Raw genomic sequence first — 21,305 nt, forward strand, 5'->3', positions numbered from 1 at the left:
GAACGTGCCCCGAAGCACCCGTATCCGGGACCGGGGCGTGCACATGCGGACACCGGAAAAGCCGACCCTGGACGGGAGTAGGACATGGCAGACGACAACCGCACACCGGTGACGGTCATCGGACTGGGGGCGATGGGAAGGGCGCTGGCGGGTGCGTTCCTGGAGAGCGGTCACCCCACGACCGTCTGGAACCGCTCGATCGACAAGGCGGAAGAACTGGCCGCGCGGGGCGCGACCGTGGCCAACACCGTGGAGGAGGCGACCGCCGCGAGCCCGGTCGTGGTGGTCTGCGTGCTCGACTACGCCGTCGTGCACGAGATCCTCGGCCCGCTGTCCGGTTCGCTCGCGGGCCGTACCTTGGTCAACCTCTCCAATGGCACACCGAAGCAGGCGCGCGAGGCGGCCGAATGGGCCGCCGGGTGTGGGGCGGATTACGTGGATGGCGGCATCATGGCCGTGCCCGTGATGATCGGGCGCCCCGAGGCGCTCATCCTCTACAGCGGTTCGGCTGGTGCCTTCGGCGTCCACGAGCGCACTCTCGGCGCGCTGGGCACGGCCACGTACCTGAACACGGACGCCGGCCATGCCGCGCTGTACGACCTGGCGCTGCTGGCCGCCATGTACGGCATGTTCGGCGGCTTCTATCAGGCTGCCGCCATGGTCGGCTCGGAGAAGGTTCCGGCAGCGGAGTTCGCCCCGATGGTGGTCTCGTGGCTCAACGCCATGACCGCGGCCCTTCCCGCCGTGGCCGCGGCCATGGATGCGGGCGCCGGCGCCGACGACGACTCGAACCTGCGGATGCAAGCGGTGAGCTTCGCCAACATCCTCAGCGCGAGCAGGGAGCAAGGCGTCAGCACCGAACTGCTGGAACCCATGCAGGCACTGCTCAATCGGGCCGTCGCCGCGCAGCGTCGAGGAGCCGGCACGCCGAGCCTGGCCGGGATGCTGCGCACCGATGCGGGCTCGGACGGTTAGGCGGATTTCGGCCCGCCATAGGCGTGCGGGACCTGCCTGCCGAGGAAACGCACCGAGCGCAGCCAACCGGCGCGTTCACCTCACCTCCAGCGTGACCGGCCTGCCTGCGGAAGCACTGAAATGTCGCCTCCGCGGATTAGTGTGCGAACTGTGAGTGATGTGATCGATTGCCACCGTGAACGCGTGCACGCCGCCGACCCTCTCGTCGCCGTCGCGGATCTCGGCGAAGACCTGATCGAGACCGCGAACGCCGTCGGCGCCCCCTCGGTGACCAGAGCCGGCCCCGACGCCCGGTCAGTGCACTGGGGCCCGCTGACCACCTACTCCCTCCACGCCAGAGTCGCCGGCGACGACCCCGCGGACGCCCTCGGCGGCCTGCTCGACCGCTGGATCTCGGCCCTCGGCACCGAGCCGGGTTCCGGGCTCGTGGTGAACTGGCCGAGCCGGGACGCCGCGCCCGTGGCGGCACTGGTCAGGCGGGGGTTCGCGCCGCGCCTCGTGCTCGGCGTCCGGACCTCCCCCGCTCCGGGGGGCGGGCATCCGTCCCCTGGTCTACGGCGGGCCACGGCGGACGATCTGGATGCCATGTGCCGCCTGTACCTGGAGCTGGTCGACTACGAGGCACAGTTCGGCTGGTTCTCGGTGCTGCCCTCGACGCCCGCCGCCGCCCGCGCCGAACTCGAGGAGAAGCTCGCCCGTGACGATGGCTGGTGTTGGCTGGCCGAGTCGGACGGCGAGGTCGCCGGCATGCTCGCGGTCCATCACCCCGACCACTCGGGCCGGATCGCGCCCACCGTGAACAAGCCTCCGCCCGTGGCGTACGTGGGCTCCTTGTACGCGCGCCCGGTCAGCAGGGGCCGCGGCATCGGCGCCGCCCTGACCGCCCACGCCCATGCCGAGGCCGCGGCGGCGGGCGTCGGGACCATGCTGGTGCACTACGCGGCCCCGAACCCGCTGTCCGGCCCCTTCTGGTCCCGCCAGGGCTACCGTCCGCTCGTCACGACCTGGGGACGGTTCGCCCAGAGTACGGATCAGAAGCGCTTGTGATGCCGTTCGCGATGTCGGACCACGCCCACGACGGCCACCGAGCGTTTCCGCTTCAGCCGGCCGGGATCAGGGGCCCCGCCGGCCCGTGACGGGTGAGCGGCCGGAGACGCTGGACAGCGAGACGAGCGGGGCCGAACGGAGAGCTTCGCCTGCCCGGTCCCCGCTGCCGGCTTCGGCTGCCGTGGCAAAGAGCGGTCACCTACCTTGTCGGGCCGGGCTCGGGAGCGCACAGTTCTAAGGCACGTTCCAGACTCTTGGAGGACGGATGAGCGCTCACCCGGCACCACATCACCGCGCGAGGACCCTGGCAAGACGGCTGTTCTCCATCGGTCTCACGGTGCTCGCCCTGGCGACCGTCGTGACACCGCCCGCCGGGGCGCTGGCCCCGCCGACACCGCGGGAATTCGTCTCGAACCTCGACCTGGAGTGCTTCAAGACCACTCCGTACCAGCCGCCCGCCGTCACGCTGATGCTACGGCACCTCAACCCCGTGCTGGCCGGCGCCCCGATCGAGCGGGTCACGCTCGGCCAGCGCGAGCAACTGTGCGTCCCGGTGGCCAAGAACAACGTGTCCCCGCCGCCGAACGCTCTCGACTACCTCAGGTTCGTCGACCTGTCGTGCTACCGCGTCACCGGGACCGCGCTCAACCGATCCCTGTCGCTCCGCCACCTCAACCCGGTCCTGCAGAGCGTGCCGGGCATGCAGGTCACCCTGACGCTGCCCGAGCACCTCTGCGTCCCGGTCGCCAAGAACAACATGATCCCCTCCCCGGAGGTGCTGGGCGTCATCTCCCACATCGACCTGCTGTGCTACGCCCACTCGCCGAACCCGGTGATGGGTATGGCCCTGTCCCTCAGGCAGCTCAACCCGGTGCTGATCAACCAGATCCCCACCGCGTCCGTCCGGGTCAACACCGCCCGCCAGCTCTGCGTGCCGGTGCAGAAGGCCGGTGACACCATCCCCTCGGACGTGCTGGACATCGTGCGATGGGTCGATCTGGAGAAGTACGACATCGTCGCCCCGGCCATCACCCCGGTGACACTGAACCTGCGGCACCTCAACCCGGTGCTGGCCAACCTGCCGCTGGAGACGGCGACGCTCACCGGCGCCCTGCAACTGGGCGTCCCGGTCGCCAAGAACGGACAGGTCCCACCTGGCTGAGCCGACACGGATCGGCGGGACACGATCGAGACCGTGGCTGAGGCGCGGGGGTCGTGGAAGCCCCGCAGCTCACCTGGGGGCGCCGAGCAGCGCCGCGGTGCCGCTGCTCGGCAAAGCCATCGGATCCCCAAGGGATGTCACGAGGCGCCCGAAGCGATCACATGATCGTACGCGCGCTCCACAGTTCGGGGAAGACGGTCTGGTCCAGGCCGGTGCGCAGCCAGTCGACAGCCGGCGTGTGGTAGTAGCCCGGTTTGGCGCCGAAGGTGCGCATGGTCACCGTCAGATGCACCTGCTTCCACCGGGTGAAGCGATCGGCGACCTCGGTCAGCGCCTCACCGAGTTCCCGCAGGTCGGCTAGGGCTTCGTCGTGGTAGACCCGCGCCCAGGCGGCCTCCACCTCAGGCCGCGCGACGTACGGCTGGGCGAAGTCACGGTGGACGGCGGAGTCCGGCAACGGCAGCCCTCTCCGCTGCAGCAGGGCCAGAACCTCGTCATAGAGGCTGGGCGCGCTGAGCGCGTCCTGCAGCCCCTGGTGGATCAGCGGCGTGGACCGGTGCGGCTCCAGCATCTCCGGAGACTTCTGTCCCAGCAGGAACACCAGGTGACGGAACATGTACGAGTGAACCGAGGACGTCTCACCCTTGCCGAGCCGGGCCTTGATCGGGTTCCAGTCCGAGGGCGTCATGTCCTCGTAGCTCTCCCAGGTTGCCTCGAGAACACGCAGATGAGCCACGGCACGTCTCAGAGTACGCAGAGCCGCGGGCACATCGTCAGCCAGGACTTCGCGTCGCGCTCTGCCGAACTCATGGCAGAGCAACCCGAAGCAGAGCTCCATCACCTGGGAACTGACCAGGAAGGCCATCTCATAGGCGGCTTCCGTCATCGGCCGCTGCAAGGTGTGCAACTGCCGAACCTGGAAGTAATCGATGTAGCGGGTGGTCCCGCTGGTCTCGCCTGACACGGCGGTTTCCGGGCGCAGATCGCGCCACGACTGCGTGACCATGGCATCCCTCCCTCTCCGACGAGAACGGGCACCTCGTCTGCCGCCATGCAAGGGGCAGACCTTTGCCGTCCGGCCGGTCCACCAAAACCCTACGTCCGGACCGACGAGCACTGTTCCATGGGACACAGCTCACTGACCTGGGTAATGCAATCGCGCACCTGGTGACAGCAGGACCACCTGAGTCGCGACATGTAACAATTGCGCCGAATGTGCGGAGTGCCGCACCGCCCGGCCATTCATCGAGGACCGCGTCGCGAGGAGGATGGGTGGAATCTGTGCTGCCGTGGGCGTTCAATCGGCTTGAATCGCCCTACCTGGAGGATCCGTACCCGCTGTACGCGCGCGCCCGTCGCGAGGCACCGGTGTTCTACAGCCCGGAGTACGGTCTCTGGTTCGTCACCCGCTACGACGACGTCTGGGCTGTGCTGAAGGATACGGCGCGGTTCTCCTCGCGCTTCCTGATGCGTACGCCCGCCGATGCGCCGGCGGCGGTCCGCGAGGTGTTGCAGGAGGCGTACCCCGAGCTGCCGATGCTGGTCAACGACGACCCGCCGAGTCACACGCGGACGCGCAACCTGGTGAGCCATGCGTTCGCGCCGCGGCTGGTGGCCGCGCTCGAGCCGAGCGTTCGAGCGAGCGTCACGCGGCTGGTGGACGGCTTCGCTCCCGACGGCGATGCCGACCTGATCGCCAGGCTGGCCTACCCGGTGCCGATCGAGATCATCTGTACGCTGGTCGGCCTTCCCGCCGAAGCGGGCGACCTGATCAAACGCTGGACCGGCGACCTGGTGACGCTCGGGGCTCCGGGCACCGACGGCGAGCGGCAGCTCGCGTGCGCGCGCAGCTCGGTCGCGTTTCAGCGCTACCTGGAAGAGCAGATCGAGGCGCGCCGCCGCGCGCCGCGGGACGATCTGCTGACCGCGCTGATCAACACGCGCGCCGGCGGCGAGCGGCCACTGGACGTCGCCGAGCTCGTCAACCTGCTGATCGTCCTGGTCTTCGCGGGCCACGAGACCACGACCAACCTGATCGGCAACCTCCTGGTCCTGCTGCTCGGGCGCCCGGAGATCCTGCGGGCCATCCGGGACGACCCGGCCCTGACCGACGACGTGATCAACGAAGGTTTACGGATGGACGCGCCGGTGCAAGGCATGTTCCGCACCACGACCGAGGAGGTCGCGCTCGGCGGGGCTCACATACCGGCGGGGGCGCAGGTGATGGTGCTGTTCGGTTCGGCCAACCGCGACGAGGCCGTCTTTTCCGATCCCGACCGATTCGATCCGGGGCGGGGCAACAACCACCGGCACTTCGGCTTCGGTCGCGGCATTCACGCGTGTATCGGCGCGTCGCTCGCCCGCATGGAGACCCGGATCGTGCTCGACACCGTGGCGGAGCGACTCCCCAACCTGAAGCTGGACGCCGGCCGGCCGCCGACGTACTCCCCCAGCCTGATGCACCGCGGTCCGCAAGCAGTCCACGTGGCCTGGTTCTGACGCCCGTCCCGAGGCCGAGGAGGCGCTGATCTCCGCCGAGGGTGAGTCTGAGGGTGCGGCTGAGGGGCAACGAGCCTCGGACTGTGGTGGGAGTGGCGGCTGATGTCGCCGGCCGGCGAGCCGTGGGTCCGCATCAGGAACATCCGCACCCTGCGTGCCCTGGCCGCGCCGCTGGCCGCCGTGTCCATCGCGATCGCCACGGCAGCGGGAAGGCAACGCCGGCTCGGAGGTGGCTCTCCCGCTCCCTGATCAAGTGGACGCTCAAGCCTGGGGCAACCGCTCAGCCGGCAAGCATCCGTCGGCGCCCCGCCCTGAGCCTGCGGCGTCGGGCACGCCCTGCCCGAACCCCCGGCTCCGTCGTGACCGAGGTCGGCTTCACCGACTGGGGCGCCGATGTGCTCATCGCCCCCACCGTCGGACCGATGGAAACGACGTGCTCCTCGTGCCGGAACACCGGGACGAGGAGCACGCGTGACGTGGGGCGGGGCGCTCGGGCCTGCCCGGATCAGCAGTAGAGGTTGCCGCCGGTCGGGATGCCGAGGAGATTGGCGAAGTTCTGGTAGGTCGAGACCCGGTGCTCAACGGAGCCGGGGTTCTTGCCGTCACACTCGACGGCGCCGTTGATGGTACGGATGGTCTGACCGAAGCCGGCGCCGTTGACCATCGCGTTGTGCCCGGTCATGGTGCCCGCGCCGTTCGAGTTCATCCAGAACCACAGGCCGGTCTTCCAGGAGATGGCCGAGTCCTGCGCCACCAGCCATGGCTGGTTGAGCAGGTCCGCGCCGATCGCGTCGCCGACGGTCTTGTAGTTGTAGTTCCAGCTCAGCTGTAGCGGGCCGCGGCCGTAGTACTGGTCGGCGCCGGCGGGGCAGCCGTAGGGCTGCCACTCCGCGCAGTAGTCGCCGGTCTTGTTGATCTCCTCGATGTACACCAGGCCGCCGGTCTCGTGGCTGACGTTGGCCAGGAACGCCGCGGCCTCCTGCTTCTTCACCGTGTCGCTGCCCGTGGTGGCGAAGCTCGGGAAGGCGCTCATCGCCGAGCGCAGGCCGGAGTAGGAGTAGAAGGGGTTCCGGTTCGGGAACATCTGGTTGAACTGCGCTTCGGTCACCACGAAGCCCGACGGGGGCGGCCCGCCATCGCCCGACGACGGCAGGCCGTTGGGTGCGGCCCACTTCTGCGCGGCGGTGCCGTTGCAGGTGTAGATCTGGACCTTGGTGAAGTCGGCGGTGGAGCCGCCGGTCAGGTCCAGACACTTGTCGGCCTGTGGATTGACGATGTCGAACGCCGGGGTGAAGTACCACCTCTGGTTCGGGCCGCCGTTGCAGTCCCACAGCTGCACGGGGGTGCCGTCGGCGGTGCCGCCTTCCTGGACGTCAAGACACTTGGTCGTGTTCGCGATCTTGATCGAGCCGTCGGAGCTCAGGCTCCACTGTTGCGTGGAGGAGCCCACGCAGCCGTAGAGGTCCACGACGTTGCCGTTGGTGAGCGTGCCACCGGCGGCACCGATGCACTTGCCCGTGGCCCGGTTCGTGATCTGGCCGGTGTCCGCGCCGGCCGGGGAGGCCAGGGCGAACCCGGCGCCGACGGTGACGAGAGCCAGCATCGTGGCCAGGATGGTCTTGCGGAGAGGCGATGTCATGCGAGCTGTAACCGTCCGTTCTCCTGATGGGATCTTCGGCGGGCGCCTGACTGCGGCCCGCGTCGGGGTTGGCTGGGTCCATCTGGACGCCGCAGGTGTCCTCAGCCTGTCGCGCAGGCGGCCCCGCTGGCATCCGTAAGAGCCCCTGGGGTTGGCCGGGCGGGCACCGGTAGGAGCCTGGGTCGCGTCCCTCGGAGTCGATCGGCACGGCCGGGAGCTTCAGGAGGCGGCGGCGCGGTGGGCTGAGGAACACATATCGCAGGCCCTTGGCCTGGAAGCCGAGCGCGTGGTTGCCCTGCTCGCCCGTGCGGGACGGCCTGAGGGCGTGGGCGGCGAGCTTGCGCACTACGTCATCGCGGACGGCGCCGGCTGCTGCTCGACGTGGGCACCGAGGGAGGAGTCGTTCCGAAGGGCCGTCCGCCGGTTCACCGCACGCGCGACCAGCCGGCCCCACGAAGGAGAGTGATCAGTGGCGGGGGTCGTCGGTCACCGATGGCTCATGAAGCGGTTGTTCGGCGGCGGCGCGGGCCAGTTCCACCCGGGAGGCGATGCCCAGTTTGCGGAAGATCTGGCGCAGGTGGAACGAGACCGTATGGGGTGACACGAACATCTGGGTGGCCACCTGACGGTTGGTGAGTCCTTGGGCGACGAAGGTCGCGACCCTGCGTTCGGTGTCGGTGAGACTGCTCCATCCGCTGCTCGGCCGCTCGGCGTAGGCCCAGTGGCGACGGCGTACGCCCAGCTCACGCAGCCGCGCACGCGTCCGGGCCGCGTCCCGCGTCGCGCCCACCTTCAGGTAGCCGTCGGCTGCCTCTTCGAGCCTGGCGATGGCGGCCTTGGTGTCGCCGTAGCAGGCGCCGGAGGTCAGCAGGACGCCCAGATCCTCCGCGGCGGAGGCGGCGCCCCACGGGTCGCTGTGGTGCGTCGTCGCCTCGGTCAGCGCTGTGACGTCCCGGTGGAGGATTCCGTGCGCATGGGCGGCCGAGGCGGCGAGACCGGGGAAGCCGGGATTGTCGTGCGCGATCTGCCGGGCCGTCTCCGCGACATGCTCGGCGGCCGAGCGGCGTCCGGCCGCCAGGGCGGTACGGGTCATCCAAGCTGCCGCGTTCGGTTCGAGCATGAACATCCAGCGTCGTCTTCTGACGTCCGCATAGCAGCTGTCGAGCGCGTCCATCGCTCGTTCCGGGCCGCCCTGGGCCTCCCGCACCAGCGCGATGGCCCAGACGGCCCAGACCGACCCGTATGTGGGGCCGTGCACCGCCTGTTGCCTGGTCTCCAGGCGCTCGATGTGCCGCTCGGCCGCTTCCACGTTGCCGCGGCGCAACTCGACGATGGCCATGACGGCCAGCCCGAGCAGCGCGTACGCGTGCGCGCCCATCTCGTCGGCGGCCTTCAGCCCCGCCTCGGCCTCCGCGACGGCATCGTCGGGGTGGCCGGTGGCCAGCGACAGGCAGGCCCGGAAGAAGGCGGGGCTGGCGATGTGGGTGGCCGGTCCGTTGGCCTCGAAGTCCGCGGCGGCGGCCTGGATCACGCTCTCGGCTTCCGCGTACCGTCCCACCCCGAAGAGGCAGCGGACCATGAACAGGCGTGGGTGGGCGCGCCGGGCGGCGATGGATCCGGTGCTCGCGACCCGCACCGCCTCGTGGATGTCGCGGAACGCGTCATCGGCCCGCGCCTCCTCCCAGGCGATGTGCGCGCTCAGCAGCAGTGCCCCGACCACTGCGGTGTCCTGGTGCGCCGCCCGGTCCGCGAGAACCGCCCTGGCCCGCGCACGGCCCCGCCCGAAGTCGTTCAGCCCTATCAGCCCGTGAAACACCATGAGCTCGGCGACGCCGCGCAGCTCGTCGCCGAGGTCCCGCCGCGCGAGCAGGTCCTCGGCCTCGGCCACGGCCTCGGCCGCGCGGCCGCTCTGCAGCAGGACATACGCCAGTTCACACCGCAGGCGATCGGTCCACGGTCCGGGCGGCGCGCGCGTCAGTGCCGCCCGCGCGGATTCGATCGCCTCGGCCGGCCGTCCCGCGGCCGTCAGCGTCTCCACCGCCGTCGCCGTACGTGGCAGGAGATCGCCATCTGCCGGGGAGGTGAGTTCGAGCGCACGGACGGCGAGATCCATCGCGGACTGCGGCGAGTACGGCAGCACCGCGCGCGCGGCACGGTCCAGCCCGTCGAGCGCCCGCGTATCGCCGATCTTGGCGCAGCGCATGAAGAGCGCGGCGGCGGGCACGACCGCGCCGCGTTGCAGCAGCATGCATCCGGCCTGTCGCTGCAGCGCCGTGCGCACCGGCTCGGAGATCATGTCCGTGACGATCTGCCACAGCAGATCGTGCCGGAATGTCAGCCGGTCGGCCGTGGGCATGACGATGCCCGCCCGAAGCGCCTCGGCGAGCCCCGGCAGCAGCCGGTCGACCGGGTCGCCGAGCATCTCGGCCAGATCGTCCACGGAGAACGACCGGCCCAGGATCGCGGCCACCTGGAGGAGGTGCCGGGTCGAGGCGGACAATCCGGCCAGGGAGCTGCACGCGCCGGTCCGGACTCCCGCCGTCGAGGTCAGCCGGGCGCTGCCCGCGGTGACCTCGACCACGCCGGCGAGCTTGCACGCTCTCAGCAGCTCGACGAGCAGGAAGGGGTTTCCCTTCGCGTCCGCCGCCGTCTCCAGGGTGTCCGGCCCGGGCGGCGCGCCGAAGACGTCGGCGGCGATCTCGGCCACCGCCAGGTCGTCGAGCGGGCCGAGGACGACCCGGGCGGCGCCCTCGTGCTCCAGCAGTTCGTAGAGCCCGTCCACACCGGGGTCGCCGATCCCGCTGGTGCGGGCCAGGATCCACCCCAGCGGGTACGAGGCCAGCTCCGGAAGCAGCGACCGCAGCACCATCTGGGTGGTCTCATCGGCCCAGTGCAGGTCGTCCAGGGTGATCAGCATCGGGCCGCGCCCGACTCGTTCCTCCAGCAGGGCGCGCAGGCGCTCCACCATCGACAGCCGTAGATCGGCCGCCTCGGCGGAACACGCCGGTTCCGGTGTCGTGAGTGCCGGCACGTCGAAGGCCGCCGCCAGAGGCACCAGGGGCACCAGGCGTCGGAGCTCGTCGGCCGCGCCGTGGGCGACCGCGATACCGGCCCGCCCGGCGGCTTCGGCGGCCTCGTGGAGCAGCTGGGTCTTGCCCATCCCTGACAGGCCCTCGACCAGTACGATGCCGCCCCGGCCCGTATCGATGGCCCGCAGGAGGTCGGCCACGGAACGCCATTCATGGGCACGGCCGCGCCAGCCGGGCCAGGACGACGACTCGGTTTCCGCGCTGACGGGTTCTGGGACGTCTTTCCCCCGGTTACCCACGCCTACATAAGACAACGAGTTAGGTAAAGGTGCAACATTTCCCAGTTTCGCCGCCGGGGTGATCGCGGTTACCGGCGATCACCGTGGAGTACGCGACCTCGGGCTACCTGAAAATAAACGCATATGAGATTCACGTCTCGGTCAGGTTGTGCCATCTGAACCAAATACGCCCCCGCTCAATCCCAAATAACATAAAAGAACAGAAAAAAGCGGCGCCGTAGGTATAGCGTGCTACTTCGGGATGGACGCGGACGAAGGGGGACACGTCGATGGGTGTCCAGAACGCCACCACCTATCCCCAGACGATTCAGTCGATCGAGTTGCGCCCGCTGCTGGCCGCGATGGAGGCGTTTCGTGACGGGGACTTCCGGGTCCGCCTGCCGGCCGACCAGGATGGCATGGTCGCCGAGATCGCCGCCGTCTTCAACCAGATCGCCGACCGCAACCGGCACTTCGTGGACGAGCTGAACCGGATTCACCGCGAGGTCGTACGTCACGGCCGGCTCGACGAGCGGCTGTCGGCCAGCCCCGGCCAGGGCGCCTGGGCGGCGACCGTCGGTACGGCGAACTCTCTCGTCGATGTGCTGGTCGTGCCGACCGCCAACGCGACGCGCGTCCTGGAAGCGGTCGCGGGGGGCGACCTCACCCAGCGGGTCGATCTGCATGACGACCGCCGGCCACTGCGCGGCAGCCTGCGCCGGCTCGGGCAGACGGTCAACCAGATGGTCGACCAGCTCTCACTGTTCACCGGCGAGGTCACCCGGGTGGCCCGCGAGGTCGGCGCGGAGGGACGCCTCGGCGGTCACGCCAAGGTGAACGGGCAGTCCGGCAGTTGGCGGGACGTGACGGAGGCCGTCAACACGATGGCCGGCAGGCTCACCGCCCAGGTGCGGGACATCGCGGTGGTGACGACGGCCGTCGCCCGCGGCGACCTGACCCGGTCGGTGACCGTCGAGGCGACGGGTGAGCTGCTGGAGCTGAAGCTCACCGTCAACACGATGGTGGATCAGCTCTCGGCCTTCGCCGACGAGGTCACCCGCGTCGCCCGCGAAGTCGGCACCGAAGGCAACCTGGGCGGCCAGGCCCAGGCCCGCGGCGTCTCCGGCGTCTGGAAAGACCTCACCGACAACGTCAACTTCATGGCCGACAACCTCACCACCCAGGTCCGCAACATCGCCGACGTGACGACATCCGTGGCCAACGGCGACCTGTCCAAGAAGATCACCGTCGACGCCCAGGGCGAGATCCTGCAACTGAAGAACACCGTCAACACCATGGTCGACCAGCTCTCGGCCTTCGCCGACGAAGTCACCCGCGTCGCCCGCGAAGTCGGCACGGACGGACGACTCGGCGGACGCGCCCACGTCCGCGGCGTCTCCGGCGTCTGGAAAGACCTCACCGACAACGTCAACTTCATGGCCGACAACCTCACCTCCCAAGTACGCAACATCGCCCAGGTCGCCACCGCGGTCGCCGAAGGAGACCTCGGCAAGAAGATCGACGTCGACGCCCGCGGCGAAATCCTCGAACTCAAGTCAACGATCAACACCATGGTCGACACCCTGTCGTCCTTCTCCTCCGAGGTCACCCGCGTCGCCCGCGAAGTCGGCACCGAAGGCAACCTGGGCGGCCAGGCCCAGGTCCGCGGCGTCTCCGGCGTCTGGAAAGACCTCACCGACAACGTCAACGAACTCGCGCTCAACCTCACCACCCAGGTCCGTGCCATCGCCGAGGTGACCTCCGCCGTCACGCAGGGCGACATGTCCCGCCTCATCACGGTCGAGACCCGCGGTGAGGTCTCCGAGCTGAAAGACAACATCAACCAGATGGTCTCCAACCTCCGGGAGACCACCCGCGCCAAGGATTGGCTGGAGGGCAACCTCGCCCGCCTGGCCGGGCTGATGCAGGGCCACCGTGACCTCACGGAGGTCGCCGACCTGGTGCTGCGCGAGCTCACTCCGCTGGTCAACGCGCAGTTCGGCTCGTTCTTCCTGGCCGACACGGACAGCGAGGGCGGCTCTGGGAGGGGGCTCGCCTACATCGCCGGTTACGGCTCGGAGGGGCGAACCGTGGACACCACCGGGATGCCGGGGCACGGTCTGGTGCAGCAGGCCGTCCGGGAGAAGAAGCGCATCCTCGTGGTGGACGCCCCGCCCGACTACATCACCATCCGCTCGGGCCTCGGGGAGGGCACTCCGACGAGCGTCGTCATCATCCCGATTCCCTTCGAGGACAAGGTGCTCGGCGTCATCGAACTGGCCTCCTTCAGCCGCTTCTCCGACGTACATCTGGCCTTCTTCGACCAGTTCGTCGACACCATCGGGGTCGCGATCAACACCATCATCGCCAACTCGCGCACGGAGGAGCTGCTCAGCCAGTCGCAGCGGCTGACGACGCAGCTCCAGGAACGCTCCGAGGAGTTGCAGAGGCAGCAGGCCGAGTTGCGACGCTCCAACGAGCAGCTCGCGGAGAAGGCGGCGCTTCTCTCGTCGGCCTCGCAGTACAAATCGGAGTTCCTGGCGAACATGTCGCACGAGCTGCGCTCCCCGCTCAGCTCGCTGCTCATCTACGCCCGGCTGCTGTCCGACAACTCCGAGGGTCACCTGTCCGGCGAAGAGGAGCAGTTCGCGCACAACATCTACTGGTCGGGATCCGATCTGCTGCAGCTGATCAACGACATCCTCGACCTGTCGAAGGTCGAGGCCGGACGGATGGACATCCGGCCGACGTACCTTCCGCTGGCCACACTGCTCGACTACGTGAACACCACCTTCCGGCCCATCGCGGCCGACCATGGGCTGGAGTTCGGCATCGAGGTGGGCGAAGACGCGCCTCACGACCTTTACTCCGACGGGCAGCGGCTCCAGCAGATCCTGCGCAACCTGCTTTCCAACGCCTTCAAGTTCACCTCCGAAGGCCATGTCAAGCTGCGCGTGGAGCGAGCCTCCGAGGCCGGCGGCGAGCCGCCGGGCTCGGCTGAGGGCGTCATCGCCTTCACCGTCGAGGACACCGGCATCGGCATCCCGCGCGAGAAGCTGGCCTCGATCTTCGAGGCGTTCGAACAGGTGCACGGTCCCGGCGGCCACACCAGCGGCACCGGTCTCGGCCTCTCCATCAGCCGCGAGCTCGCCGGCCTGCTCGGCGGCAAGATCGTGGCCGAGAGCCGGCTGGGCCGTGGCAGTAGCTTCACGCTGTACGTTCCCGTGGTCCGCATGATCCCGGACGAGCTGGAGGAAGAGCCCGCCGACCACGGAGAGGCGGCCACAGCCGCACTCACGGAGGCCGAGCCCACATCCGGGGAGCCGCAGCCCGCCATCGAGGGGCAGTCTGCCGGCCCCAACGAACTCGCCGACCCTACGAGCCGATCAGCCGAGCGGAAGGGCGACCATGCGGCGGAGGTGCTGTCAGGCACCCAGGTGCTCATCGTCGACGACGACGCCCGCCTGGTCAACGCCCTTACCCACGTCCTCGGCCGGGCGGGGATGTCGGTGCTGCACGCCGCGAACGGCGAGGCGGGCATCGAGGCTCTCGCACGCCACCCGGAGGTGTCGCTCGTCCTGATGGACCTCATGATGCCCGTGGTCGACGGCTATCAGGCCATGAGGACGATCCGCAGCAATCCCCGGCACGCCGATCTCCCGATCATCGCGCTCACCGCCAAGGTCATCGCCGGGGAGCGGGAGAAGGCGCTCGCCGCGGGCGCCAACGAGTACGTACAGAAACCCGCCGACGTGCACCTGCTGCTCAGCATCGCCTGCGACCTGCTGGAGGCGGACGGCGCCGAGGAGTAGCCGGTGCGCTCACCGTGACCGGACGCCTCCCGTGTGACGCCAGAGGCAAGACTGGACCGGAGCGGCGTTCCCGCCCTCGACCTGCACGGATGTGGGATGTGCGGGGCCGGGGCGCCGAGGCATCATCGGACGATGGATCGCCTGATGAAGCTGCGCCAGTATGTCGACGCACTCGGCACTCCAGAAGCCGCGGACTCCGACGCGAACAGGTGGCCCGTGCACGACGAACTCCTCACGTTTCCCGGCGAGGACGAGGTCACCCGGCTCACCCGGTCCGTCACCCGTTGCATGGGACGGTTGGAGCAGGCGCTCCAGCAGCAGCGGCGGTTCGCCTCCGAAGTCTCGCACGAGCTTCGTAACCCCATCGCCGGGTTGCGCCTCCGCCTGGAGGAGGCGCGGCTGCATCCCCGTCAGACGTGTACGGAGGACCTGGTCGAGCAGGCATTGTCCGATGTCGACCGGCTGGAGGCGATCGTCACCGACCTGCTGCTCCTCTCGCGGATCGAGGCGATGGGGAACAAGAGCCGGCACAACGGCGCCAGGAACCCGGCGGCGGTCGATCTGACGGAACTGGTGTCCACGGAGTCCCAGCGCCGGGTGGACCGGCTCGGCAACGACCTTCGGCTCGAACCCGCCGTGACGGTCATGGGCGTCCGCAATGATCTCATCCGGGTGCTCACGAACCTGCTGGACAACGCCCATCGGCACGCGAGGCGCCAGGTGGTGGTGGAAGTACGCCGCAACGGGAGCAGCGCCGAGCTGATCGTCTCCGACGACGGCGACGGCATCGCCGAGGCCGACCGCAAACGGATCTTCGAACGGTTCGTCCGTCTCAACGCCTCCCGCAAGCGTGACCGTGACGGCACCGGGCTCGGCCTGCCGATCGCCCTCGAAATCGCCCACGCCCATCACGGCACCATCGAGGCGGACAAGTCCGCCAGCGGCGGGGCCCGCTTCGTGTTCCGGCTCCCCCTGGCAGCTCACCTGGTAATCTCCGGCCAGGCCCTCTCACGTGCCACCGGATCCCGCTGAAGCCCGGCATCTCCTCTCCCCGGAACGGAGATGCCAGTCTGAGTGCATCCCCAGCCGGGCACAGCTCCTGGCTGCTGACCAGGACGCCTTTCTCCCTGTCGTCGGCCATCGCCGGGGTCAACGGCATACAGCACCTCACGTACACGCGTACCTACGCCGGCCTGCCCGTCACCATCGCCACCGCGCGTGGTCCCGCGCCCACCGCAGCGCGGTGGGCACCGCCAGGCTGGTCACCACCGCGATCGCCTGGAAGACGAACAGCAGCCATCCCGCCGCGGCCGAGCCGACTCCGCTGTCCTGGAACAGTTCCGTCGTTCGGCGCACGATTCAGAGCAGTTGACGGCACCAGGCCCTGGCCGTAGGGCATCGCCACCACGTTGATCGCCAGACATCGAACGGTGGCCGTCTATCCGGGGCCACTTCGGGCCGTGGCTCGTTATCAGTGGCGCCGGCTGTTCCATAGAGTCACGAACCCGGACGTCCCTCCGCCCTACGAGGGTTTCGCCGATCCCCTTGGACCTGCCGAACAGCCGAGGATGGCGTGGGCCGAGCCGCGATCGGGAGAGTCCTTCTTCGGAATTTTTCTGCGCGGGTGTGTCGAACGGCGTCGAGCCCGTTCGTAGCCACAGTGAGAGACCGGCAACGGCCGGTCGCCGCTCACCTGATCGAACGACCGCCCCGAGATGAGATGACAAGGAGCGTGCACCCCATGAACCAGGACCACGTGAGCGCCACCCTGACCGTCGCCGCGCCCGCCGCGAGGGTGTTCGCGGTACTGGCGGATCCGACGACCCATGCCGCGATCGATGGCACCGGCTGGGTGCAGGAACCTGCCGACCGGGCGCCGCTGACCGAGGTGGGGCAGGTGTTCCGGATGGACATGCATCACACCGGCCATCCAGACGGTGACTACCGGGTGGCCAACAAGGTCGCGGTGCTCGACCCGCCGCGCGCCATCGGCTGGCTGACGGGGACGGAGCAGGATGACGGTCGCCTGGAGTTCGGCGGCTGGATCTGGCGTTACGGCCTTGCGCCGCTCGGTCCGTCCGAGACTGAGGTCACGCTCACCTACGACTGGTCGGCGGTGCCGCAGTCCATCCGGGAGTACCTGCGGTTCCCGCCGTTCGGCCCTGAGCACCTCATCAACTCGCTGCACCACCTGGCCGAGCTCGCCGCGTCCTGGGGCCCAGACACCTGGGGGGCGGCCGTGGCGGAGCGCCGCCACCGATGACGGGTCGAATCTGACTACGCCAACGCCGTGGTTTGCGGCCTGTTTCCACACACCTGAATCAACCCGCGCTCAAGGAGAGCATCATGACCGCTACCTACACGTTCGACGTCTTCTCCAGCCTCGACGGCTTCGGCGCCGCCGGCGGCGACTGGACCGGCTACTGGGGCAAGCAAGGCCCCGAGCTGCTCGACCACCGCCTCGCCCTGTACAGCCAGGAGCAGCGGATGGTCTTCGGGGCCGACACGTATCGGGCGTTCGCGCGGATGCTGGCATCGAGCACCGAGGAGTCCGAGGTCCGTGACCCATGGGTCACCCGGATGAGGAACCTGCCGGCGACGGTGGTGTCGAGCACGCTGCGAGGACCGCTCGACCTGCCGAACGCGAACGTCGTGAGCGGCGACGCCGTCGAGGTCATCGCCCGGCTCAAGGAGGAGTCCGAGGTGCCGTTGCGCTCACACGGCAGCCTGTCGCTGAACCGGGCGCTGCTGGCCGCCGGCCTGGTCGACCGCGTGCAGGTGACGCTCTTCCCGGTGATCACCGGTCAGACCGGGCTGGACCCGATCTTTCAGGGCGCGGCCGACTTCGACCTCGAACTGATCGAGAGCCGGACTCTCGACGGCCACACCCAGGAGCTCATCTACCGGCCCACCCTGCATGTCTGAGCCCGTCCATACGCCCCCACCCCGTCCAGCTTGCGTACGACCCTCTTCCTGAGGGAGTTCTTGCCGACTGGGCGGGCCGCGAGACCTTCGAAGGTCCTGGATCAACCTGCCGAGGTCAGGCCGCCTCCACCCGGGCAAAGTGGCCCGCATCAGCCCAGGTCGCCATCCTCAGAACCCGCTCGCACGATGGTTGCGCGAGCGGGTTCTGCGCCGACTGACTGTGTGGAGCTCGGACCCCGGACGGGGCGGCGCATGCTCACGCTGACTCTGCGCAATCTGGAACGTGACGGCCTGCTCGTCAGGACCGTCTACCCGACGGTGCCGCCCAAGGTCGAGTACACCGCCACCGAAATCGCGCTGGAACTGTACGAATCCCTGGCCTCGCTCACCTCCTGGGCGGAGCGGCACCGTGCCACGATCACCGCCGCGCGCGACGCGTACGACCGCAGCGTGGAGTAGGCGACGACCCGCGCCAAGGGACACCGCGCCGCACTCTCGGGCCCGAGCGCCTCCCCGTACCCCGCCGGCCGCGCCCGCTCCTCATCACGTTTCTCCTCGCCCGGCTACCGGGACTGAGCCACGTTTTCTCTGGTGCCCGGCGCCTCGGTCGTGTCGATCCTTACCTCCGAGTGCAGCGTGTTGTGCACGGGGCACTTGTCGGCGATCTCGATGAGCCGCCGGCGTTGTTCCGCGTCGAGGTCGCCGTCCAGGTAGATCACGCGTTCGATCCGGTCCAGCCGTCCCTGCCGGGTTTCACAGTCCGCGCAGTCGTCCGCGTGGATGCGCGAGTGGCGGAGTTTCACGGTCACGTGGTCCAGGGGCCACTGCTTGCGCCGGGCGTACATCCGCAGCGTCATCGACGTGCACGCGCCGAGGCCGGCCAGCAGCAGGTCATACGGGTTGGGCCCGGTATCGGCGCCGATGGGCTGGGGTTCGTCGGCGGTGAGGGTATGCCGGCCGACGGTGACGCGCTGCCCGTACAGGGACTCGCCGTTCTCGGACACCACGACAAATCCGGGGTCGGGCTCCTGGCCGTCCTGGGCGGGCTGCTCGGCGGGCGGGGCGGGGAGGTAACGCGTGGCCCAGGCGGCGAGCATGGTGGCCGCGAACTCGGCGTCGGCCCGATTGGTGAGCAGGTGATCCGCGCCGTCCAGAGCGACGAAGGACTTGGGGTGGCGGGCGACGTCGAAGATGCGCCGCGCGTTGTCCACGCCGACGATCTCGTCGCCCGGCGCGTGCATCACCAGCAGGGCCGCACCGAGCTTCGCGATCCGGTCGGCCTGCGGCTGGGCGGCGATGTCGTCGAGGAACTGCTTGCGGACGCGGAAGGACCGGCCGGCCAGCACCACCTGGGCCTCACCGCGCCGCTCGATCTCGGCGCGGCTGTCCGCCAGCAGATGCAGCACGTGCGCGGGGTCGGCGGGCGCACCGATGGTCGCGATCGCCCGCACCTCGGGCACCCGGTGCGCCGCGGCGAGCACCGCGGCACCACCGAGGGAGTGCCCGATCAGGAGCACCGGAGCGGCGAACCGTTCCCTGAGGTGGTCGGCGGCGGCCACCACGTCCGCCACGTTGGAGCTGAAGTCGGTGTTGCCGAAGTCACCGCCGGACCCACCGAGCCCGGTGAAGTCGAACCGGAGCACCGCGATCCCGAACCGGGTCAGCGCCCGCGAGATCCGCGCCGCCGCGATCACCTCCTTGCCGCAGGTGAAGCAGTGAGCGAACAACGCATAAGCCCGCGGATGCGACTCGGGCAGATCCAGCCGCGCGGCGAGCGGCACCCCATGCGACCCGGTGAACTCGAATTTCTTACTGTTCATCGTCAGCTCCATCGATCCCTGTGGACGGCCGAGGCTCGTCGGTCACGGGGCAAGGCCGGACCAGCCGCCCGCCACCTGGCGCGGAGCCCGTCACCGCTTGCCAACCCCATCGATTCAGCACCTCGGCCGTCAGCTATGAACACCTCGATCCCGCTCGCCGGCTCAGTTTTTCCTTTCGCCCGGCCGGCCGGGGACCCTCATCCATCAACCGCACCGTATGAGATCCGGCCCTTGCCTCGCTCGCCGGGGGAATCGGTTCATGATCCACGCACCCTTGCCGTCGTTGAGGGCCGAGGACGCGACCCGGTCCGCGCGCACCAGGCCAGGATCGTGTTTTGCCGGGGCCTGTGGACGCACCGCGCAATGGAGGGCGCGACCCGGCCGCGCCACTGCCCGCCGACGGGCAGCCCGGCTGCCCTCGGGCTATGCCGAAGAAGCAGTCCCCGATGCGGATCGACGACAACGCCGAGACCGCTGGTGTCCGATTCGTGTATGAGGATGAGAATCTCTCGTCCCAGATTCCCACCAACAACAGATCATTTGTAACGTTCGGGCGTGAGACTTTTACGTGTCCAATCGCTCGCATTCGTCCCGCTGGTCGCAGCGAGCCTTTTCGTGGCGACTCCGGCCGAGGCGGCGCCCGCGCCCTCCGCGGAAGTGCTCTTCGACGGAGGCAACGAGGCCTACGTCAGCGGCACCTACCGGGTCGACTACCACTCCTTCCGCGCGCCGGCCGTGATCCGTACCAAGGGGAACACGGTCATCGCCTTCACCGAAGGACGGGTCGGTGACAACGACGACTACGGCAACATCGACCTCATCTACAAGGCCTCCAGGGACTCCGGCAAACCTGGCACCTGGTCCGGGATCAAGGCGGTGGCCACCGGGTGGCCGGACGCCGTCGGCAACCCCACCGCGGTCTTCGACGGGCAGACCATCTACCTGTTCTTCAACCGGATGGCGGCCGGTTGGACGAGCGTCGGCGACTTCGACAGCTGGGACGACCGCACGGTGTGGGTGGCCTCGGCGGCCACCGACGCCAACGGCCTGCCCACCGGCGGCTGGACCCTCACCGAGAAGACCGGCACACTCAAACCGCACAAGGATCCGAGCGATCCGTTGCACCGGAGATGGTTCAACGACTCGATCGGCCCCGGCGCCGGCATCAAGATGGCCGACGGAACCCTGGTCATCCCGGCCAAGTGGCGCAACATCTACAAACGGCTCGGGGATAGCGACTGGCACTACCAGGAGTTGACGAACGCCGACGTCACCAAGACCGACGAGGCCACGATCCTGCAGCGGTTCGGCGGCGACCTCTATCGCAACGATCGCGCCAGGTTCGCCAACGCCGCGGATCCGCCGCTGCTCAAGCGGCTGGTCTCCACCGGCACCCTCGACGGCGGCTTCTCCGGCTACGCCGACCACCTCGATCCGGGCGGCCGTGTCCTGCCCGATCCCGACTGCCATGCCTCGACGCTGCGCTTCGCCGGGTCGCCGAACCGGATCCTGTTCCTCGGCCCGCACCCGGGCGGCGACTCCCGGAGCCGGACCCCCATGCGCGTCTGGATGAGCTACGACGATGGCGTCGGCTGGCCGTACACCCGCCTGGTCGGCGACTTTCCCGCGCCCAGACCCAAGGGCCGGGACGGCGGGCCGAACACGAACGGAGTCGAAGGCGGCTACTCCAGCATGCTGCAGACCGCCGACGGGCAGGTCGGTGCGGCCATCGAGTGGGGCGAGCAGAACAGCTCAGGCCGCGACAAGAACATGAGCATCATCTTCCGCCGCTTCCACCCCTCCTGGGTTGCCAACGGCCGCCCAGAACCGCCGCTGGGGTAACCGTCCTGCCCTACTCCCCCTCCGTCCTGATTTCTGCCTGTGTGGTCAGCCGCGGTAGCTGAGGACGGTGGTGCGCGGATTGGTGCTCGCCGTCGTGGCCTGGGCAACGTGCCCGGCCACGACCGTGGCGAGGACGGCGCGGGCGTGGGCCGGTCCCATCGGCGCCGGGCGGCCCAGGTCGCCCGGCTCGGCGCCACAGGGTGAAGCCACAAAGGCCGACGAGCTGAACCGGAACGGGCCACCGAGTCGGACAAGCCCGACCGGCGTGATGGACACC

At 69.2% G+C, this 21,305-nt stretch carries 17 protein-coding genes; 11 read left to right on the forward strand and 6 right to left on the reverse strand.

The annotated features are described in order from the left end of the window. Window positions 1-84 precede the first annotated feature (84 nt). The 3 genes from ABGB18_RS38675 (at window position 85) to ABGB18_RS38685 (ending at window position 3,184) form a co-directional block, all read left to right on the forward strand. Window positions 85-975, forward strand: coding sequence for an NAD(P)-binding domain-containing protein (locus tag ABGB18_RS38675; protein WP_347700643.1), 891 nt, complete (start codon window positions 85-87; stop codon window positions 973-975). A gap of 150 nt (window positions 976-1,125) precedes the next feature. Then, entirely contained in the window at window positions 1,126-2,022 is an 897-nt protein-coding gene (locus ABGB18_RS38680; protein ID WP_347700644.1) for a GNAT family N-acetyltransferase, read from the forward strand. Between the two features lie 265 nt (window positions 2,023-2,287). Next, complete coding sequence (locus ABGB18_RS38685; protein WP_347700645.1) at window positions 2,288-3,184, forward strand: hypothetical protein; 897 nt, start codon at window positions 2,288-2,290, stop codon at window positions 3,182-3,184. Window positions 3,185-3,341: 157 nt separating this feature from the next. Here ABGB18_RS38685 and ABGB18_RS38690 read toward each other — a convergent pair whose 3' ends face one another. Beyond that, complete coding sequence (locus tag ABGB18_RS38690) at window positions 3,342-4,190, reverse strand: tryptophan 2,3-dioxygenase family protein (RefSeq protein WP_347700646.1); 849 nt, start codon at window positions 4,188-4,190, stop codon at window positions 3,342-3,344. A gap of 266 nt (window positions 4,191-4,456) precedes the next feature. Here ABGB18_RS38690 and ABGB18_RS38695 point away from each other — a divergent pair, with 266 nt between their 5' ends. Together ABGB18_RS38695 and ABGB18_RS38700 are read left to right on the forward strand one after the other, a co-directional pair. Next, window positions 4,457-5,683 (forward strand): cytochrome P450, encoded by a 1,227-nt coding sequence (locus ABGB18_RS38695; protein WP_347700647.1) that lies wholly within the window; start codon window positions 4,457-4,459, stop codon window positions 5,681-5,683. A gap of 102 nt (window positions 5,684-5,785) precedes the next feature. Beyond that, the gene (locus tag ABGB18_RS38700; RefSeq protein WP_347700648.1) at window positions 5,786-5,932 is read left to right on the forward strand and encodes a hypothetical protein; all 147 of its coding nucleotides are present in this window, start codon (window positions 5,786-5,788) and stop codon (window positions 5,930-5,932) included. A 256-nt stretch (window positions 5,933-6,188) separates the two neighbouring features. On the opposite strand, the gene ABGB18_RS38705 is transcribed toward ABGB18_RS38700, so the two are convergent. Together ABGB18_RS38705 and ABGB18_RS38710 are read right to left on the reverse strand one after the other, a co-directional pair. Beyond that, window positions 6,189-7,322 (reverse strand): glycoside hydrolase family 19 protein, encoded by a 1,134-nt coding sequence (locus ABGB18_RS38705; RefSeq protein ID WP_347700649.1) that lies wholly within the window; start codon window positions 7,320-7,322, stop codon window positions 6,189-6,191. 466 nt (window positions 7,323-7,788) lie between these two features. Then, window positions 7,789-10,650, reverse strand: a complete 2,862-nt coding sequence (locus tag ABGB18_RS38710; protein ID WP_347700650.1) for an AAA family ATPase — start codon at window positions 10,648-10,650, stop codon at window positions 7,789-7,791. 269 nt (window positions 10,651-10,919) lie between these two features. Between ABGB18_RS38710 and ABGB18_RS38715 the strand changes: the two genes are divergently transcribed. Continuing rightward, window positions 10,920-14,441: a HAMP domain-containing protein gene (locus tag ABGB18_RS38715; RefSeq protein WP_347700651.1), complete on the forward strand. Its 3,522-nt coding sequence runs from the start codon at window positions 10,920-10,922 to the stop codon at window positions 14,439-14,441. Between the two features lie 132 nt (window positions 14,442-14,573). Beyond that, entirely contained in the window at window positions 14,574-15,473 is a 900-nt protein-coding gene (locus ABGB18_RS38720; protein ID WP_347700652.1) for a HAMP domain-containing sensor histidine kinase, read from the forward strand. A gap of 168 nt (window positions 15,474-15,641) precedes the next feature. Here ABGB18_RS38720 and ABGB18_RS38725 read toward each other — a convergent pair whose 3' ends face one another. Continuing rightward, window positions 15,642-15,797 carry a hypothetical protein gene (locus ABGB18_RS38725; RefSeq protein ID WP_347700653.1) on the reverse strand — a complete coding sequence of 52 codons (156 nt, stop codon included), beginning with the start codon at window positions 15,795-15,797 and terminating at the stop codon, window positions 15,642-15,644. A 385-nt stretch (window positions 15,798-16,182) separates the two neighbouring features. Here ABGB18_RS38725 and ABGB18_RS38730 point away from each other — a divergent pair, with 385 nt between their 5' ends. From ABGB18_RS38730 to ABGB18_RS38740, 3 genes are all read left to right on the forward strand, one after another. Then, on the forward strand, window positions 16,183-16,704 hold the full coding sequence (locus ABGB18_RS38730; RefSeq protein ID WP_347700654.1) for a hypothetical protein: 522 nt from the start codon (window positions 16,183-16,185) through the stop codon (window positions 16,702-16,704). An 83-nt stretch (window positions 16,705-16,787) separates the two neighbouring features. Next, window positions 16,788-17,366, forward strand: a complete 579-nt coding sequence (locus ABGB18_RS38735; RefSeq protein WP_347700655.1) for a dihydrofolate reductase family protein — start codon at window positions 16,788-16,790, stop codon at window positions 17,364-17,366. Between the two features lie 186 nt (window positions 17,367-17,552). Further along, window positions 17,553-17,825 carry a helix-turn-helix domain-containing protein gene (locus ABGB18_RS38740; protein WP_347700656.1) on the forward strand — a complete coding sequence of 91 codons (273 nt, stop codon included), beginning with the start codon at window positions 17,553-17,555 and terminating at the stop codon, window positions 17,823-17,825. Between the two features lie 104 nt (window positions 17,826-17,929). On the opposite strand, the gene ABGB18_RS38745 is transcribed toward ABGB18_RS38740, so the two are convergent. After that, a complete protein-coding gene (locus ABGB18_RS38745; protein ID WP_347700657.1) occupies window positions 17,930-19,186 on the reverse strand; it encodes a bifunctional alpha/beta hydrolase/OsmC family protein in 1,257 nt (418 codons plus the stop codon). Between the two features lie 555 nt (window positions 19,187-19,741). On the opposite strand from ABGB18_RS38745, the gene ABGB18_RS38750 reads away from it, so the two are divergent. Then, on the forward strand, window positions 19,742-21,028 hold the full coding sequence (locus tag ABGB18_RS38750) for a sialidase family protein (protein ID WP_347700658.1): 1,287 nt from the start codon (window positions 19,742-19,744) through the stop codon (window positions 21,026-21,028). A 45-nt stretch (window positions 21,029-21,073) separates the two neighbouring features. Here the strand turns inward: ABGB18_RS38750 and ABGB18_RS38755 are convergent, their stop codons facing one another. Beyond that, on the reverse strand, window positions 21,074-21,238 hold the full coding sequence (locus ABGB18_RS38755) for a hypothetical protein (protein WP_347700659.1): 165 nt from the start codon (window positions 21,236-21,238) through the stop codon (window positions 21,074-21,076). Window positions 21,239-21,305: the final 67 nt, after the last annotated feature.

Source organism: Nonomuraea sp. B12E4 (genome assembly GCF_039871825.1).
Classification (GTDB): Bacteria; Actinomycetota; Actinomycetes; order Streptosporangiales; family Streptosporangiaceae; genus Nonomuraea.